This is a genomic window from Mediterraneibacter agrestimuris (assembly GCF_943193195.1).
GTDB lineage: Bacteria > Bacillota > Clostridia > Lachnospirales > Lachnospiraceae > Schaedlerella > Schaedlerella agrestimuris.
In genome coordinates this window covers 1-17,441 of the sequence record NZ_CALPDG010000028.1, presented here as the reverse complement: position 1 = coordinate 17,441, position 17,441 = coordinate 1, and the positions used below count along the sequence as shown (strand labels likewise).

The following is a 17,441-nucleotide window of genomic DNA, read 5'->3' as shown; positions in this document are numbered from 1 at the left end:
TCTGTCCTGTTAATTCTTAAAAATTGTCGTATTCGGATCCGGTTTGGAATTGTCTCCCTTCACCTTTCTCCAAATAATACTTGCAGGAATACCCACTACGAGTGATACCGCTATGGAGATGATGGAATAAGACCAGATGGATATTTCTGCAGCCGGTACGAAATACTTGATATAAACCATCACTGCAGATGCTGCGATAAATGCAAGTGTTGCGCCAAACGTATTCGCCACCTTTGTAAATGCTCCCAAAATAAATGTTCCGATCAGAATTCCAAGTACCAGTCCCATAAATCCGTTGAACCACTCATAAGCTGACTTCACACCGCCGTTAGCCAGTACCATTGCTACTACAATTGAAAAGATACCAACAATCAGAGACACATACTGCCCGATCTTTGTCTGCTTCTCGAAACTCAGTTCTTTTTTGGACAGGCGTTCCTGAATATCCAACGTCCAACTGGATGCTACTGAATTCAATCCTGTAGACAATGTAGACTGAGCCGCTGCGTAAATAGCTGCCAGAAGCAGTCCTGTAATACCTACCGGCAATTCAAAGGCAATCCAGGATGCAAAAATCTGATCTTGCTGTGCTGCCGGCGGAAGTACGTTGCCCTGTACCTGATAGAATACATATAATCCTGTTCCGATCAAGTAGAATACAGTTGCAATAAAAATAGACAGTGCGCCGTTTGTCAGCATCATCTTATTCAGTTTCTTTGTATCTGTTGTAGTTGTAAAACGCTGCACGATATCCTGACTCGATACATAAGAGCCCATTGTGTTCAATCCTGCTCCGACGATTAGAAGAAACACGCTGTCTCTCAAAATATTTGCATCAAATATCGGCTGATTTTCCGCCAAGAATTTATGTCCTGTCGTAAATTCGTGGAAGATCGCACCCATTCCGCCGTCAATATGCCCAATCAAGAAGAACAAGCCAAATGTTACGCCGATCAATAAAACAGAACCCTGAATAAAATCTGTCCAAAGTACAGATTTCAGTCCTCCTGTATAGGAATAAATAATTGCGATAATACCCATGATGATGATCAGTATATTTACATTGATTCCCATCAGACTTGAAAGTACCATACACGGCAGGTACATGATAATAGACATACGGCCAATCTGATAAACGATAAACATCACCGCGCCAAGTACTCGCAGTCCCTTGCTGTGGAAACGCAGTTCCAAATAGTGATATGCCGTGTCAATATCCAGCTTACTGTAGATCGGCAGAAAAAAACGGATTGTCAAAGGAATCGCTAATATCATTCCAAGCTGTCCAAACCACATGATCCATGTTCCCGCATAGGAATTTCCCGCAAGTGATAAAAAGGAAATCGGACTTAAAAGTGTAGCAAAGATGGATACGGAAGTAACCCACCACGGCACAGTTCCGTCACCCTTGAAATACTCTTTTCCCTTCATTTTTTTTTTGGCAAAATGAAGTCCCGCAAATAGTACTGCTGCCAGATATACAATCAAAATAACTAAATCTACTACTGTAAAACCTTGCATGTTATACCTCCCTGTCTTTTATTTTTCTCTACTCTTCTATCATTCTCTTAAATATAATCTTCTCTTACAAATATTTTGCCTTTGCATCACAGATCATTGTTGCTGCTTCCTTGGCGATCAGCTTATCATTCTCCTGCAGGTTTTCCAGCGGAAGACGAACACCTCCCAAATCCAGGTTATCGTTTATACGAAGAATCTCTTTTGCAACTGCATACATATTTGCATGGCTGGAGCACATTTTGTAAATAATTTCATTGACTGCATACTGAAGTTCGGCTGCAGTCTCCCGCTCTCCATTTACAATCAGCTCATTCATTTTCAAAAACAGCTCCGGCATCACACCATATGTTCCGCCGATTCCGCCGTCTGCTCCTATAGCACGTCCGGCAACAAACTGTTCGTCTGGTCCATTAAATACAACAAATCCGCCCTTTGCCGCAATTCCGGCAGACTTGAACATCTGAATATCCTGCGTCGGCATAGAAGAATTCTTTACGCCTACAACCTTCGGATTCTTCATCATTTCTGCAAACAGACTCATTGTCAGAGCTGTGCCTGCAAGCTGTGGGATGTTGTAGATGATAAAGTCAGTATTCGGAGCAGCCGCACTGATTGCATTCCAATAAGCAGCAATGGAATATTCTGGAAGACGGAAGTAGATCGGAGGAATGGAAGCAATCGCGTCAACTCCCACTTCCTCTGAATGTCTTGCCAGTTCTGCACTGTCCTTTGTGTTGTTACACGCAACATGATTGATCACAGTCATTTTTCCTTTTGCCGCTGCCATTACATTTTCAATGATAATTTTTCTTTCTTCAACACCCTGATAAATACATTCACCGGATGAACCATTGACATATACACCTTTCACACCCTTGTCAATAAAGTGCTGTGTCAACGCACGTACACCCTCCGGGCTTACATTGCCTTCGCTGTCGTAACATGCATAAAATGCCGGGATAATTCCTTTGTATTTTTCCAAATTACTCATCTGTTTTCCTCCTTAAATCTTGAACGCTCCGTTTTCATGCTCCTTCATTTCTTTTCATATTATTCTGCTTTTTTCAATGCCTCTGTGAAGGACTTTGTAATTAGCTGCGGACGCGTAATGATCGATCCTACCACCACGCTGTAACATCCGAGTTCAATTACTCTTCTTGCTTTCTCCGGGGTATTGATGTTTCCTTCCGCAATCACCGGATGCTTTATCCCTTCAAGAATCCTGCGTATAATCTCGAAATCATTCTCCTCGATCCGATCATTCTTGCTCTGTTCCGTATATCCGACCAGAGTTGTTCCAATGAAATCAAATCCAAGTTCATCTGCATGAAGTGCTTCTTCCACAGTCGAACAATCTGCCATTAATAACTGTTTTGGATACTTTTCCCGAATATTCCGGTAAAACTCATCCAGAGTTATATTGCCCGGTCTGATTGCATTTGTTGCATCCACAGCGATAATCTCCGGCTTCACTTCCCTCAGTTCCTCGATTTCTTTCATCGTCGGGGTAATATAAATTTTGCTGTCATCATAATCCCGCTTTACGATACCGATAATCGGAAGCTCTACATTCTGCTTGATTTCTGCGATATCTTCTTTCGTGTTCGCACGTATTCCATATGCCCCGCCCTCTGCTGCGGCACGCGCCATTCTTCCCATAATAAAGGAAGAGTGAAGGGGCTCATGGGGCAATGCCTGACAGGATACAATCAACTTTCCTTTTAGCTGCTCAACTTGTTTTTCCATCTCATTCTCCTTTCTGCTTTCGCTCATCTATATTCTCAGTATATCCATTTTGCAAGCTTTTTCAACATAATATCTTTGTTTAGAAAGTACTTTCATTTCTTTCAGCACAATGTGCTAATTTCATTAAAGATTTTTTATTCAATTTGATAGATGCACATAGGGATTGAAAGTTCTTTCCATCCTGTTTCTAATCATACAAAGCAATCGTTTCCTCTCATATTTCCTATCGCCTAAAAACAAAAAGGTTAGATGATATAGGAAAATGAAAACTTTCCTATATCATAAAAAAAGCTCCAGACAGCTTTCTCTGCCTGAAGCGCTCTCACCTATTCTATATCCAATGAAACCTCTGTCCTTTACATTCTGTATATCGATGTGATAATCGCAAAATACAATAAAATCGTACATGTATCCATAATTGTGGAAATCAGCGGAGCCGCCATCAATGCCGGATCCAGTCCGATTTTTTTTGCCAGAAGCGGCAGGACACAGCCCACACATTTTGCCATACAGACAATGCCGATCATCGTCACTCCGATGGATACCGCCAACATCACATCCTGATCATACATCAGATAAACACGGATTCCGTTGACCACTGCCAGAAGCGTTCCTACCAGCAGTGCGATCCGCAGTTCCTTAAACAACACCTTGAAAAAATCCTTAAACCGGATTTCTCCTACCGCCAGTCCCCGGATCACCATGGTAGAACTCTGGGATCCACTGTTACCGCTTGTCCCCATCAGCATCGGAATAAACGTAATCAAAATCGGCATGGCTGCCATTGCATCTTCATAATATGCCAAAATCTCTCCGCTCACAGTTGCCGAAAGCATCAGAAGCATAAGCCACAGGGTACGGTTCCTTGCATGCTGAAATACCGAGGTTCCGAAATAAGAATCCTCATTCGGACTGACACCGGCCATGATACTGATATCTTCTGTTGTCTCGTCCTGCATAACAAGCATGGCATCATCTACTGTTACGATACCGACCAGACAATTCTCATGATCAATGATCGGGATTGCCACAAGACCATACTTCCGAATAGTCTTGGCTACTTCTTCCTGGTCGTCCATGGTCTTGGCATAGAGTACATTTTCCTCCATAATATCCTCTATAAGACGAGATTCTCCAGCTGTCAGAAGATCCTTAATATCCACGGCTCCGATCAGTTTCTTCTTTTCTGTTACATAACAAGTGTAAATCGTCTCCCGGTTAATACCGACCTGCCGGATCTTCAAAATAGCTTCCTCTACGGTCATTTCCTTACGCAGACTGATATACTCCACGTTCATGATACTTCCCGCACTGTCTTCCGGGTATTGCAAAAGGATGTTAATCTTACGGCGGGTATCCTCATCCGTTGCCATCAGAAGACGGTCTACCACGTTTGCAGGCATCTCTTCCAATACGTCTACTGTATCATCCACGTACATCTCGTCCATGATCTCTTCCAGCTCGGCATCTGTCAGTGTATTGATCAGATACTCACGCATATCGCTTTCCATATCTGTAAATACTTCAGCAGCCTCTTCCTTTGCCAAAAGACGGAAGACCAGTATCATCTGACGTTCTTCCAGTTCATTCAGTACGTCCACTATATCAACAGGATGCATGGTTTCCAGTTGTTCTTTTAGCTCTTTGAACCTTCTCTCATCAAGCAACACTTCTATGCGTTCTCTCTCCATGTCATCCACCTCTTTTCTTCTTTACCCTTTTATAGTATAATGGTTTACAAAAATATATACAAGGAGAAAATCATGAAAGTTGTCGGATTAATTGCAGAATATAACCCATTCCATAACGGACACTTGCACCATATTACCAAAGCAAAAGAGCTTACAGGCGCAGATTATGCAGTTGTCATTATGAGCGGGGATTATGTTCAGAGAGGTGTTCCGGCAATTATGCCCAAGCGTCTCCGCACAGAAATGGCGCTCAAAAGCGGTGCGTCTGCGGTCTTTGAACTGCCTGTCTGTTATGCCACTGGAAGCGCCGAATTATTTGCCGAAGGAGCTGTCTCCTTTTTCGATCATCTGGGAGTTGTAGACTCCATTTGCTTTGGCAGCGAATGTAATGATTTGGATGGTTTACAAACAATTGCAGATGTTCTGCTTGAAGAACCAGAAGAATACCGTGTGGAACTCCGTAAACACCTAAAAAACGGGGTTTCTTATCCACATGCCAGACAAGCGGCTTTATCTGCTTATATGCATATTCAAAATTATTCCTTACTAAATAACCCAAATAACATTCTCGGCATCGAGTACTTAAAAGCCTTAAAAAAGCTGAACAGTTCTATGAAGCCTTACACCATCAAACGGCACGGCGCCCATTACCACGATGAAACTCTCCATCCGGTAAACAGTTCTGCCTCTGCCATCCGGTCTCTGTTGGCTTACTCTGGTTCCATGGTGCATACGGAAAGCCCGGAGACATTTGAAAATTCCACATTCCATCACCTTCTCGGCGCACTGGAAGATCAGGTTCCATCCGACTGTCTGGAACTTTTAAAAGATTATCACAGGGTAAAATATCCTGTTTATCAAAATGACTTTTCTCTTTTACTGAAATATAAACTGCTGAACAAAACACCGGAGACACTGACCATGTATATGGATGTGTCTCCGGATCTTGCCAACCGGATCTCCGGTCAGCTCAACAACTACTTTAACTACAAACAGTACTGTGAACTGTTAAAGACAAGGGAACTGACCCAGACACGTATCAACCGATCCCTGCTTCATATTATGCTGGGGATCAAAAAGGACACAGTCACCCTCTATCTTGAAGAAGGGGCTCATGCCTATGCACACTTACTTGGATTCCGCAAAGATTCAGAAAAGGTCATTTCTGCCGTGGCAAAACAGAGCCGGATCCCACTTCTGACCAAGCTGTACGATACAGATTTTCTGTCTGACACCGGACGCAGGATGCTGACCCAGGATATACTTGCATCCAACCTGTATAACTCTGTTGTTACAGACAAATACAAAACAGCTTATGAGAATGAATATCACCAGGCCATTATTAAAGTGTGAAATCCGCCTTTTTCGTACAAGTAATTGCCAACGCTCCCTTTCCGATATGACATGCCACACTCAATGACAACGGTGCTTCTGCCACTTCATATCCCGGAAATGCCGCCTGAATCTCCTGTTTCCATTCAGCCGCCTCTTCCGGATTGCCGCCATATACCATCCCCAGCACCAGATTCTTTTCTTTTCCGGCAAACCGTTCCTTGATATCCTTGTCGATTGCCTTCAGCATTGTTTTCTTGGCAGCCTTCCAGCCACGTACTTTCGCAAAAGCATCCAGCTTATCTCCTTGTATGGTCAATACTGGTTTCAGATTCAGCACCGTACCAAGAGCTGCCGCCGCAGGTGTGATTCTTCCGCCCTTTTTCAAGTATTTTAATGTATCCACAGTGATGTAAATCGTAGCTTCTGCCCATTCACGTTCCAGAATCTCCTTGATCTCTGCCGCTGATTTCCCTGCATCACGCAGTTTAATGGCATCCATCACAGATTCTACCAATGTCACGGAAATTCTCTTATTGTCCACAACCTGCACTCTTCCGTCATAGTCCTGAGACAGAGAGATTGCTGTCTCGCAGGTACTGCTCAGTCCGCTGGACATCGGAATATGTACAATTTCCTCGTGCTCTTCCAGCAGCTTGTCCCAAAGATCAATCACATCTCCAGGTGAGGGCTGGGATGTGGAAATATCCGCATCCTCTTCCAATCTCTGATAAAACTCTTCCTGACTAAGCGAAATGTCCTCAAAGAACAATTCCTCATTGATAAAAAACGGCATTGGGAGAACCGTAATTCCCAATTCTTTTGCCTGTGCTTGTGTAATTCCGCTGTTACTATCCGTTACAATTGCTATTTTTTTCATAATTATTCTTATTCCTTATTTTCCTTCTTAATTATCTGTAATTAGTTCTTAAAACTATGGATCGGCGCCGGGATCCTTCCCTGACGATTCACAAATGCCTCACAGCCAAATTCATTAACAGGCATGATCGGCGCATATCCAAGCAGACCGCCGAACTCTGCCACATCTCCTACATCCTTGCCGATGACCGGAATCAGGCGCACCGCTGTTGTCTTCTGATTCACCATTCCGATTGCCATCTCATCCGCAATAATACCGGAAATAGTAGCTGCGCTTGTCTTGCCCGGAATTGCGATCATATCCAATCCTACGGAACAAACACATGTCATAGCCTCCAGCTTTTCCAGAGTCAGAGCTCCCACATTGACTGCATCAATCATTCCCTGATCTTCGCTGACCGGGATAAATGCGCCGCTTAAGCCCCCTACATAAGAGGATGCCATAACTCCGCCTTTTTTCACCTGGTCGTTTAACATGGCAAGCGCAGCCGTTGTTCCCGGAGCGCCTACACGTTCCAGCCCAATCTCTTCCAGGATCTCTGCCACACTGTCACCGATCGCCGGTGTCGGAGCCAGGGACAGATCAACAATACCAAATGGAATGCCGAGACGTCTGGATGCCTCTCCTGCCACAAGCTGACCAACACGAGTCACCTTAAATGCTGTCTTCTTGATCGTTTCGCAAAGCTCTTCAAAGCCTTTTCCTCTTACCTTTTCCAAGGCCTTTTTCACAACTCCCGGACCGCTGACACCTACATTGATAACAGCATCTCCTTCTGTCACGCCTAAGAAAGCTCCCGCCATAAATGGATTATCGTCCGGAGCGTTGCAGAAGATCACGAGCTTCGCACAGCCAAGAGAATCCTTATCCGCGGTTGCCTCTGCAGCAGCCTTTACAATTTCTCCGCACAGCCGGACTGCATCCATATTGATTCCGGTCTTTGTAGAACCGACATTCACAGAACTGCAGATCCGTTCTGTCTCCGCCAATGCCTGCGGAATGGAACGGATCAGGTTCTCATCCGACGGAGTCATTGCTTTGGACACCAGCGCTGAATATCCGCCTATAAAGTTGACTCCCACTTCTCTTGCCGCCTTGTCCAGCGTCCGGGCAATCGTCACATAATCCTCGGAACTTTTACAGGCTGCTGCCCCCACCAGTGCGATCGGAGTAATGGAGATTCGCTTATTGACGATCGGAATCCCGAATTCCTTCTCAATCTCTTCTCCTGTGCTGACAAGATTCTTCGCAACTGTGGTAATCTTCTCATAAATCTTCCGATTTAGTTCTTCCAGATTTGAATCAATACAATCCAGAAGACTGATTCCAAGTGTGATCGTACGCACGTCCAGATTCTCATGCTCGATCATTTTATTCGTCTCTGTAACTTCATACATATTTATCATAGTCAGTGTCCCCTTACAACCGATGCATTTTCTCAAAGATCTCTTCTCTCTGACAACGGATACTTACCCCGATTTCCGCACCCAGTGAGTCCATCTCATCACTGATGACAGTAAAATCTTTCTCGATTGCAGACACATCCACTATCATCATCATGTTGAAATATCCCTGAACGATCGTCTGGGAAATATCCAGAATGTTGATCTTATTCTCTGCCAGATATGTGCAGACCTTTGCAATAATACCAACGGTATCCTTTCCTAATACAGTTACAATACATTTTTTCATGATGATTTCCTCCTTGTGATTCATTTACACTGAGTTTCCTACCCGGTTGATCCGAACGCCCTTCCTCAGAAGGTTAATATATCAGAAACACTGTCTCTCTTCGCAACCTGCATATCCAGTTCTTCTCCTTTGTACGGGTTGTCGCCCAGTGTTACTTCCAGTTTTACAGTTTCATATGCCAGTCTGGCATAATTATTTTCCTTGCTCAAATGTCCGAGAACGATGTGTTTCAGACCATTATGTAGTATATCACAAAGAAGCATTCCCGACAATTCATTTGAAAGATGTCCTTTATCCCCCAGAATTCTCCGCTTCAGCGGGTACGGATATCCGCCCACCTCCAGCATATGGACATCATGATTAGCTTCCAAAAGGATTGCATCCAGTCCTTTTAGTTTCTTCACTATATATTCATTGTACATTCCCAGATCCGTCGCAACCGCTGCTGACCTGCCGTTGCATTCCATCCGGTATGCCGATGGCTGTCTGGCGTCATGGGAAACCTCAAAAGGATCCACCATTATATCCCCTATCGTAAATGACTCGTCAACGACAATCGGATGAAGCAGTCCTTCGGGCATTTTCCCCAGCGAGGAACTTGCCTTGATGCCTTCTATAGTTCCTTCTGTAGCATAAATCGGAACTTCATATTTCCGGCTGAATACTCCCAGCCCTTGAATATGATCCGAATGCTCATGGGTCACAAGAATTCCATCTAACTCTTCTCCTTTAATTTCTAACTGCTTTAATCCCTCTTCAATTCGTTTCTTGCTGATGCCTGTATCCACTAAAAGATGGGTATTGTCGCTTCCCACATAAATACAGTTGCCGCTGCTTCCGCTGGCAATGCTGCACATTCTCATATCAGTAACTCTCCTATCTGTTTCTTCGTCTCTTCAAATCCCCCGCTGTTATCAATCACAGCGGTACATGCCAAGCGAAATATCTCTTCCGCCGGCTGAGACTGTATCATATCTGTTATTTTTTCATCTGTATATCCGCGGAATGCCCTCAGACGTTCCCGCCGCACATCCTCCGCCGCGAAAATATACCACATTTCATCACAAATATCCTCATACCCTGCCGTTGGCAAAAGCGCCGCTTCAATAACATACAAAGATGTCCGTTTCGCCTTTTCTTCGGAAATATAACGCTGCACCTGCTGCTTTACAGCCGGATGGACAATTGTATTCAGCAGCTTCAGCCTGCTTGCATCCCGAAATACGATCTGCGAAAGCTTCCCCCTGTCCAGTTCGCCGTCATCTGTCAAAATCACCTGTCCGAAAGCTTCCACGATCCTGCTGTAGCAGGACTGCCCTTTCTTCTGCAACGCCTTTGCCACCTCATCCAACTGACATATGACAGCGCCATATTCGGTTTTTAGATATTCCAGCACACAGCTCTTTCCCGAACCCACACCGCCGGTAATTCCCAATACTTTCATTTCACTTTTTCCTATTTTCTGTAATATCAAGCGACTTATTTTGCCTCATACCAGTTCTGTCCAGAGTGAACGTCTGCGATCAATGGAACCTCCAGCTTCGCCGCCTGTTCCATTTGCTTCTGCAATATTGCTTTCACTTGCTCCACTTCGCTCAAATGTGTTTCAATGAGAAGTTCATCATGTACCTGCAGGATTAGTCTGGACTGTAGTTTTTGTTCTTTTAATTCTCTGTTCACACCGATCATTGCAATCTTGATAATATCTGCCGCCGTTCCCTGAATGGGCGCATTCATCGCTACACGTTCCCCGAAGCTTCTCTGCATAAAATTGCTGGATTTCAATTCAGGCACAGGTCTGCGGCGTCCGAACAAAGTCGACACATATCCGTTCTCCTTGGCGTGCGCCACCTGTTCATCCAGAAACTGTTTGATTCCCGGATAGGTTTCAAAGTAACTGTCAATATATTGAGCCGCCTCTTTTCTCGTAATACTCAGATCCTGACTCAGTCCAAACGAACTGATCCCATACACAATGCCGAAGTTTACTGCTTTTGCATTCCTTCTCTGCAGATCTGTCACTTCGTCAAACGGAATATGAAATACCTGTGACGCCGTCAGCCGGTGAATATCCTGTGCTTCCCTGTATGCACCGATCAACTGTTCATCTCCAGAACAATGCGCCAGAATCCGAAGCTCAATCTGCGAGTAATCCGCATCCAGAAATATATAACCATTCCGCGGCACAAAAACCTTTCGGATCAGCCTTCCCAGTTCCATCCGCACCGGAATGTTCTGTAAATTCGGCTCCGTACTGCTGATACGTCCGGTAGCCGTAATGGTCTGATTAAATTTCCCATGAATCCTTCCGTCTGAACCGATGTAATTCGCCAATCCATCTGCATATGTTGATTTTAACTTGGTCAACTGCCGATATTCCAATATTTTATCTACAACCGGAGCCTCCGGAGCCAGCTTCTCCAACACATCCGCCGCGGTGGAATATCCGGTCTTTGTCTTCTTGCCGCCCGGCAGCGCCATCTTTTCAAATAAAATGACACCCAGCTGCTTTGGAGAATTGATATTAAAAGCCTCACCCGCCAGTTCATAAATCTCTTTTTCCAATTCCACAATTCTGCTGCCCAGCTGCCCGCCATACTCCTTCAGTTCATCTGCCTCGACCTGAACCCCTGCCCGTTCCATATCATACAGCGTAAATAACAGCGGCATCTCAATATCCGTGAACAGTTCATACATGCCCGTCTCTTTTAGCTTCTCTGTCAAAGGCTGCACAGACGCAAATGCGGTATATGCCTCATAACAGGAATATTTCATCTCATCTGTGTTCTCGTCTATGATGAGATTCAACTGCTCCCTTGCCACGTCTTCGTAAGTATAATCATTCTTCAAAGGATTCAGAAGGTATGCTGCAACTGTTCCGTCAAAGCAATGCTCGGGTTTCTGTACCGGAACAACCGGAAGATACGTTTTCATGTCAAACATAACAAACTGTTTCGCCGTGCCAGAGATCTCCCGCAGCATTTCAAACAATTTGTCCATCGTCACATCCATATCACATGGAATTGAATAAATCTTCTCATTTCCATAAGCAATTGCGATCCGTCCGTATCCCGACTCATGTGCAAATAAGGGCAGTACATTTCCCGCATCTTTGGAAATGGACACGCCCACAGTCTCCGCCTGCTTTGCTTCTGCAAAAATCTTCTCCATCTCTGCCCTGTCAGTTACTTCCCGAAAGTATTCTTCTACATTGTTGGCCGTAGATTCCACATCAAACCGATTCAAAAGATTTTTAAACTGAAGCCTCTGGAAATAATCATGGGCTTCCTTTGTATATGGATCGCCATACCGTGCATTCTCCAGATCAAACGTGATCTCCGCATAGGTATCAATGGTTGCAAGCGTCTTGCTCATACATGCCTGCTCCCAGAATTCTTGTATATTCTTGCTCGCTCTCGGCGGTTTTAATTCTTCTGCATGAGCATACGCATTTTCAATAGAGCCATATTCCGCAATAATCTTGGTCGCTGTCTTCTCTCCCACACCTGGCACGCCCGGAATGTTATCCGAAGTGTCTCCCATCAATGCTTTTACATCAATAAATTCAACCGGGGTGACTCCCATCTTCTCCTGAACGTCCGCCGCATAGTAGTCCTCCACCTCGGTACGTCCCTGTTTTGTCTTCGGAATCCGGATTTTCACACGCTCTGTAGCAAGCTGCAGTGTGTCTCTGTCTCCGGAAATAATAGACACTTCCATCCCCTTTTCTTCACAGATACGGGAAATCGTCCCCAGCAGATCATCTGCTTCCAGTCCCGCTTTTTCTATCGTAGCAATCCCCATTGCCTGCAGAACTTCCTTCATTACCGGTACCTGCTGGCGAAGCTCTTCCGCCATAGGCTTTCTGGTACCCTTATACTCTGCAAACATCTCATGCCGGAAGGTCGGTGCGTGCACATCAAAAGTCACAGTCAGATATTCCGGCTTCTCCTCATCCAGAATCTTAAACATAATATTCAAAAATCCATAAATCGCATTGGTATGCAGTCCTTCTGCATTGGTCAGATCTGGCACGCCGTAAAATGCACGGTTCAAGATACTATGTCCATCAATCAAAACTATTTTATCGCTCATAAATCGAATACCTCGCTGGTTTCATAACCCGTCTTCTAGAACTTCCTTAAATCCCAGTTTAGTATACACTAAAAGGAATCTTTTTAAAAGTGTCTTTGCAGCATTATCAACTTAAATATAATATTTCTCACACTTATTTTTTAATTGCTCAAACAGCGCATAATATATCTGAACAATGTCTCGAAATTTTTCCGCCGCAAACGTTCCGTCATAATCATGTGCCAATTGATTTCTATCTTTCAACATCCGCATCCATTGATCATCTTCGATAATCCCATTTGTAAATGCCTGCTGTAAGGTTTCCCTTGGCGATCCCATTGCAAAATCCAATATTCCCATCTGTTTTACAAGTATATCCTTCATAACCTTCCATGCTATATCAAACGTAAGATTAAAGTTCAAAACGGTAGCAGCCAGAACAAAATCCGCACTTGGATCTGCCATCCGGCTTTTTTCCAGATTCTTCATACTCCTGCAAAATGTATGGTATCGATTAATATATTTTCTTTCCATATTTCTTAATATCCTCCAATAAAAACTCATTATGAATACTGTCATAATCAAAAATATCTATCTTGCGAAGTGTTTCAATGTCTTCCAGCGCCTGTTCCAGTCTCAGCACATCTTTACAGCCATATACAACAAAATCAATATCACTGGTATCAGTTGCCGTACCAGTCGCAAAAGATCCAAATAGCTCCAGTCCCCTTACGCCATTTTCCTTACAGATTTCCGTAACTTTCTCTATTAATTCCGAAACGGGCATTACGTTCATACTATACTTCTCCTATCTTGTCTGATGAATCTACATAACGGAAGTATAACACAATTCTCTTCATACATCTACCCCAGTCCACCCATGTGGGTTTGCACTTGCTGCAAAACTCCGTAAAAATGCGTGTTGGGAAAATAGAAAATTTATTTTTGCAGTTTTGCCCTTTTGTGTTATAGTTATGGTTGACAGCAGTTTAACATCGGACTTTGCATTTACTGCAAGGTCTGTAACAACATATAATGGAGGTACAATTATGGATGGAATTATATTTGATGTAGACGGAACCCTTTGGGATTCCACAGATACCGTTGCAGAATCATGGAACAAGGCAATTCGCGATGGCTCCAATCTGGATATCACAATAGACGGCGAACGTCTTAAAACTCTGTTCGGGAAAACAATGGAGCAGATATATCAGGCTCTTTTCCCACAGCTTACCGATACAGAACAGAAACGAATCGGAGACTTGTGTTTCCAATATGAAAATGCACTTTTGGAAGAAAAACCGGGTACACTGTATGACGGTGCTGCCGAAACCATACAGATGCTCTCCCGCAGGACAAATCTGTATATTGTAAGTAATTGCCAATGTGGTTATATAGAAATACTTTTAAGAACCTGTGGTCTGAAAGACTATTTTAAAGATACCCTCTGCTATGGACAGACACTGACTTCCAAAGGACAGACGATCCGTACCCTGATGGAACGCAACAATCTGAATGATGTCGTTTACATCGGTGACACACAAGGGGATGCAGATGCCTGCAAAGAAGCAAAAATCCCGTTCATCTTTGCTGCTTACGGATTCGGAGATGTTCCTGAGGCTGAAACAAAGATTGATTCCATTTCAGAATTATTAAACATGGAATTATAAACGTTACTATCTGCACATTTACTACACTGAATACAAAAAATATAGAGGAGCATTCAAAATATTTAAAACAATCAAAATATTTTGATACTCCTCTTTTTATGAACAGAAAAACATATTTTTAATATGCTCCACCGGCATCTCCTGTCCTGTCCATATCTGAAATGCTTCCGCTCCCTGATACAACAGCATATACATTCCGTTAAAAGTCGGACATCCGATCTCTTTTGCCATCCGCAAAAGCTTTGTTTCCCTTGGATTATAAATCACATCTGATACGATCAGCTCCGGATGAAGCATTGAAGGATCTTGTATGATACATGCATCCACATTTGGCGCCATCCCCAAAGACGTCGCGTTTATCAGAATCACACTTTCACTGATCTCCCTGCGAAGCAATGACGGATCCTCATAATCATATAACCGGATTCTGCACTTCGTTCGTTCTTTCAGCTTCCCAATGATCTCCTGCGTCCGTTCAAAAAACGGCGTTCTTCTGTTAAACACCGCAATCTCCGCTGCACCATCCAACGCCGCCTGTACAAGAATTGAAGTTCCTGCGCCTCCGGCACCCAAAATCGTCATCTTCTTTCCAATGATATCATATCCCGCATTTTTTAATGACATCATATATCCGGTTCCATCTGTCGTATGTCCTGTAAGTACACCATCATCATTCACAACCGTATTGACTGCACCAATGATTTCCGCTGCCGGAGACAGCTTATCACAAAGTGTACACATCAGATTCTTATCTGGCATCGTCAGATTGAATCCTCTTACGTTCAGCACTTTCAGCCCTTCCACTGCTGCTGCCAATTTTTCTGTTCCCACATCAAATGCCAGATATGCATAATCCAGTCCAAGTTTCTTAAATGCTTCATTGTGCATCATCGGAGAAATACTGTGTGCCACAGGACTGCCCAAAAGCCCTGTAAGCCTTGTATTCCCGGTAATTCTGTCACTCATAAATGCTCCCCTTTCACTTTCTTTCGTTTCACCTGCTTCGCACTTCACAGAATCCCCTCAAAAATTTCTTATATCATAAAAAAACACCAGACAACCGCTCATCACAGTATCCGGTGAATTCAATTAACTGCGCAAAACGGCGCAAAGCCTGAACTACTTACGTTCTGCCTCGCGCCTTCTAATGCGGATGGTGGGACTTGAACCCACACGAGGTCACCCCCGCAAGATTTTGAGTCTTGTGCGTCTGCCATTCCGCCACATCCGCTTAACGGCTTGAATATCATCCTCTTCAAACCGTTTTATATCATAGCATATTCTGCCAGATAATGCAAGAACTTTTTTCTACCCTTGAATGAAATTCTAAATTCTAAATTCCACCCTCATGCACTTAACCTTTTCACTCAACCAATTTTTTATTAACAAGATATTCAAAATATAAATTCAAATCAATTTATCTCTTATCTCAAAACAATCAAATGTTGCAAAATAGTCTGCCGGAGTTTCCGCACGGCGTATCAGCTGTGTACTCCCATCCTCTTTCAAAAGAATTTCTGCTGATTTTAATTTTCCGTTATAACTGTATCCCATAGAAAATCCATGCGCTCCTGTATCATGGATCACAAGATAATCTCCCTTTTCAATCTTAGGAAGCATCCGGTCGATTGCAAACTTATCATTGTTCTCACAAAGTGATCCCACCACGTCATACTGATGGTCACACGACTGTTCCTCTTTTCCCATAACGGTAATATGATGATATGCCCCGTACATAGCCGGACGCATCAGATTGACTGCGCAGGCATCCACACCAATATATTCTTTATAAGTATGCTTCTCATGAATAGCAGTCGTTACCAGACAGCCGTAAGGTCCCATCATGTAACGTCCCAACTCGGTATATATTGCCAAATCTCCCATACCTGCCGGAACAAGAACTTCTTCATAAACACGGCGCACTCCATCTCCGATAATGCGGATATCGTTCGGCTCCTGATCTGGTGTATACGGAATACCAATTCCGCCGGACAAGTTGATAAACTTAATGTGTACCCCTGTTTCTTTCTGTAATTTTACAGCCTGCTCAAAGAGTATTTTGGCAAGCATCGGGTAATATTCATTTGTCACCGTATTGCTGGCAAGAAATGCATGAAGTCCAAATTCCTTTGCTCCCTTGCTCTTAAGCACTTTGAATGCCTCAACAATCTGCTCTGGCGTCATTCCATACTTAGAATCCCCTGGATTATCCATAATATCATTACTGATTTTAAACAATCCACCTGGATTGAAACGGCAGCTGATTGTCTCAGGAATATGTCCGAGTGTTTTCTCCAAAAATTCTATATGAGTAAAATCATCCAGATTAATGATTGCCCCCAGTTTATCTGCATAGACAAATTCCTCTGCCGGAGTCTCATTAGAAGAAAACATAATATCCTCTCCCACTGCTCCGACCGCCTCTGAAATCATAAGCTCTGTATAAGAAGAACAATCACAGCCGCAGCCGTATTCCTGAAGAATCTGTATCAAAAACGGATTCGGTGTTGCTTTAACTGCAAAATATTCTTTAAACCCCGGATTCCATGAAAAAGCTTCTTTTAGCGCCTTTACATTTGCCCGGATCCCTTTCTCATCATACAAATGAAAGGGTGTCGGATATGTCTTTACAATTTCATCCAACTGCTCTTTTGTTACAAATGGTCTCTTTTTCATCCTCTTTCTCCTTTATCATCAGACCGTATAAATCATCTCATTATAGCATAATGATTTCGCTTTTTCCATATAAAAATCCGATTTTGAGTTTCCCCATTTTTTAATTCCTCATGCCCCACAATCCGCTATTTTAAAGTATTCGAACAGGGTTATCTGTTG

16 protein-coding genes and 1 tRNA gene are annotated in these 17,441 nt (G+C 43.5%); 2 read left to right on the top strand and 15 right to left on the bottom strand.

The window, feature by feature from the left end; translation table 11 throughout:
• Positions 1-9: 9 nt before the first annotated feature.
• From NFS18_RS12925 to mgtE, 4 genes are all read right to left on the bottom strand, one after another.
• Entirely contained in the window at positions 10-1,521 is a 1,512-nt protein-coding gene (locus NFS18_RS12925; protein ID WP_251390771.1) for a sodium:solute symporter, read from the bottom strand.
• 64 nt (positions 1,522-1,585) lie between these two features.
• Positions 1,586-2,512 carry a dihydrodipicolinate synthase family protein gene (locus NFS18_RS12920; protein ID WP_251390769.1) on the bottom strand — a complete coding sequence of 309 codons (927 nt, stop codon included), beginning with the start codon at positions 2,510-2,512 and terminating at the stop codon, positions 1,586-1,588.
• Positions 2,513-2,571: 59 nt separating this feature from the next.
• Entirely contained in the window at positions 2,572-3,267 is a 696-nt protein-coding gene (locus NFS18_RS12915) for an N-acetylmannosamine-6-phosphate 2-epimerase (RefSeq protein WP_251390767.1), read from the bottom strand.
• A gap of 356 nt (positions 3,268-3,623) precedes the next feature.
• The gene (gene mgtE / locus NFS18_RS12910; RefSeq protein ID WP_251390765.1) at positions 3,624-4,958 is read right to left on the bottom strand and encodes a magnesium transporter; all 1,335 of its coding nucleotides are present in this window, start codon (positions 4,956-4,958) and stop codon (positions 3,624-3,626) included.
• A gap of 72 nt (positions 4,959-5,030) precedes the next feature.
• Here mgtE and NFS18_RS12905 point away from each other — a divergent pair, with 72 nt between their 5' ends.
• Positions 5,031-6,311 carry a nucleotidyltransferase gene (locus NFS18_RS12905; protein WP_251390763.1) on the top strand — a complete coding sequence of 427 codons (1,281 nt, stop codon included), beginning with the start codon at positions 5,031-5,033 and terminating at the stop codon, positions 6,309-6,311.
• Here NFS18_RS12905 and NFS18_RS12900 read toward each other — a convergent pair.
• The 8 genes from NFS18_RS12900 to NFS18_RS12865 form a co-directional block, all read right to left on the bottom strand.
• On the bottom strand, positions 6,301-7,170 hold the full coding sequence (locus NFS18_RS12900; protein ID WP_251390761.1) for a DegV family protein: 870 nt from the start codon (positions 7,168-7,170) through the stop codon (positions 6,301-6,303). The two genes, NFS18_RS12905 and NFS18_RS12900, sit on opposite strands and share 11 nt — an antisense overlap.
• Before the next feature lie 41 nt (positions 7,171-7,211).
• Positions 7,212-8,576: a PFL family protein gene (locus tag NFS18_RS12895; protein WP_251390759.1), complete on the bottom strand. Its 1,365-nt coding sequence runs from the start codon at positions 8,574-8,576 to the stop codon at positions 7,212-7,214.
• A gap of 13 nt (positions 8,577-8,589) precedes the next feature.
• The gene (locus NFS18_RS12890; RefSeq protein ID WP_251390757.1) at positions 8,590-8,862 is read right to left on the bottom strand and encodes an ACT domain-containing protein; all 273 of its coding nucleotides are present in this window, start codon (positions 8,860-8,862) and stop codon (positions 8,590-8,592) included.
• Positions 8,863-8,927: 65 nt separating this feature from the next.
• The gene (locus tag NFS18_RS12885; RefSeq protein ID WP_251390755.1) at positions 8,928-9,725 is read right to left on the bottom strand and encodes an MBL fold metallo-hydrolase; all 798 of its coding nucleotides are present in this window, start codon (positions 9,723-9,725) and stop codon (positions 8,928-8,930) included.
• The gene (gene coaE, locus NFS18_RS12880; protein WP_251390753.1) at positions 9,722-10,306 is read right to left on the bottom strand and encodes a dephospho-CoA kinase; all 585 of its coding nucleotides are present in this window, start codon (positions 10,304-10,306) and stop codon (positions 9,722-9,724) included. The genes NFS18_RS12885 and coaE overlap by 4 nt, the downstream gene beginning before the upstream one ends.
• 35 nt (positions 10,307-10,341) lie before the next feature.
• The gene (gene polA / locus NFS18_RS12875; RefSeq protein ID WP_251390751.1) at positions 10,342-12,957 is read right to left on the bottom strand and encodes a DNA polymerase I; all 2,616 of its coding nucleotides are present in this window, start codon (positions 12,955-12,957) and stop codon (positions 10,342-10,344) included.
• A gap of 111 nt (positions 12,958-13,068) precedes the next feature.
• The gene (locus NFS18_RS12870) at positions 13,069-13,470 is read right to left on the bottom strand and encodes an HI0074 family nucleotidyltransferase substrate-binding subunit (protein ID WP_251390749.1); all 402 of its coding nucleotides are present in this window, start codon (positions 13,468-13,470) and stop codon (positions 13,069-13,071) included.
• Complete coding sequence (locus NFS18_RS12865) at positions 13,451-13,732, bottom strand: nucleotidyltransferase family protein (RefSeq protein ID WP_251390747.1); 282 nt, start codon at positions 13,730-13,732, stop codon at positions 13,451-13,453. The genes NFS18_RS12870 and NFS18_RS12865 overlap by 20 nt, the downstream gene beginning before the upstream one ends.
• A 253-nt stretch (positions 13,733-13,985) precedes the next feature.
• Between NFS18_RS12865 and NFS18_RS12860 the strand changes: the two genes are divergently transcribed.
• On the top strand, positions 13,986-14,606 hold the full coding sequence (locus tag NFS18_RS12860) for an HAD family hydrolase (protein WP_251390745.1): 621 nt from the start codon (positions 13,986-13,988) through the stop codon (positions 14,604-14,606).
• A gap of 96 nt (positions 14,607-14,702) precedes the next feature.
• On the opposite strand, the gene NFS18_RS12855 is transcribed toward NFS18_RS12860, so the two are convergent.
• From NFS18_RS12855 to NFS18_RS12845, 3 genes are all read right to left on the bottom strand, one after another.
• Positions 14,703-15,572, bottom strand: a complete 870-nt coding sequence (locus NFS18_RS12855) for a shikimate dehydrogenase (RefSeq protein ID WP_251390742.1) — start codon at positions 15,570-15,572, stop codon at positions 14,703-14,705.
• 182 nt (positions 15,573-15,754) lie between these two features.
• A tRNA-Leu gene (locus tag NFS18_RS12850) sits at positions 15,755-15,837 on the bottom strand.
• Positions 15,838-16,013: 176 nt separating this feature from the next.
• On the bottom strand, positions 16,014-17,282 hold the full coding sequence (locus NFS18_RS12845; RefSeq protein WP_251390740.1) for a diaminopimelate decarboxylase: 1,269 nt from the start codon (positions 17,280-17,282) through the stop codon (positions 16,014-16,016).
• Positions 17,283-17,441: the final 159 nt, after the last annotated feature.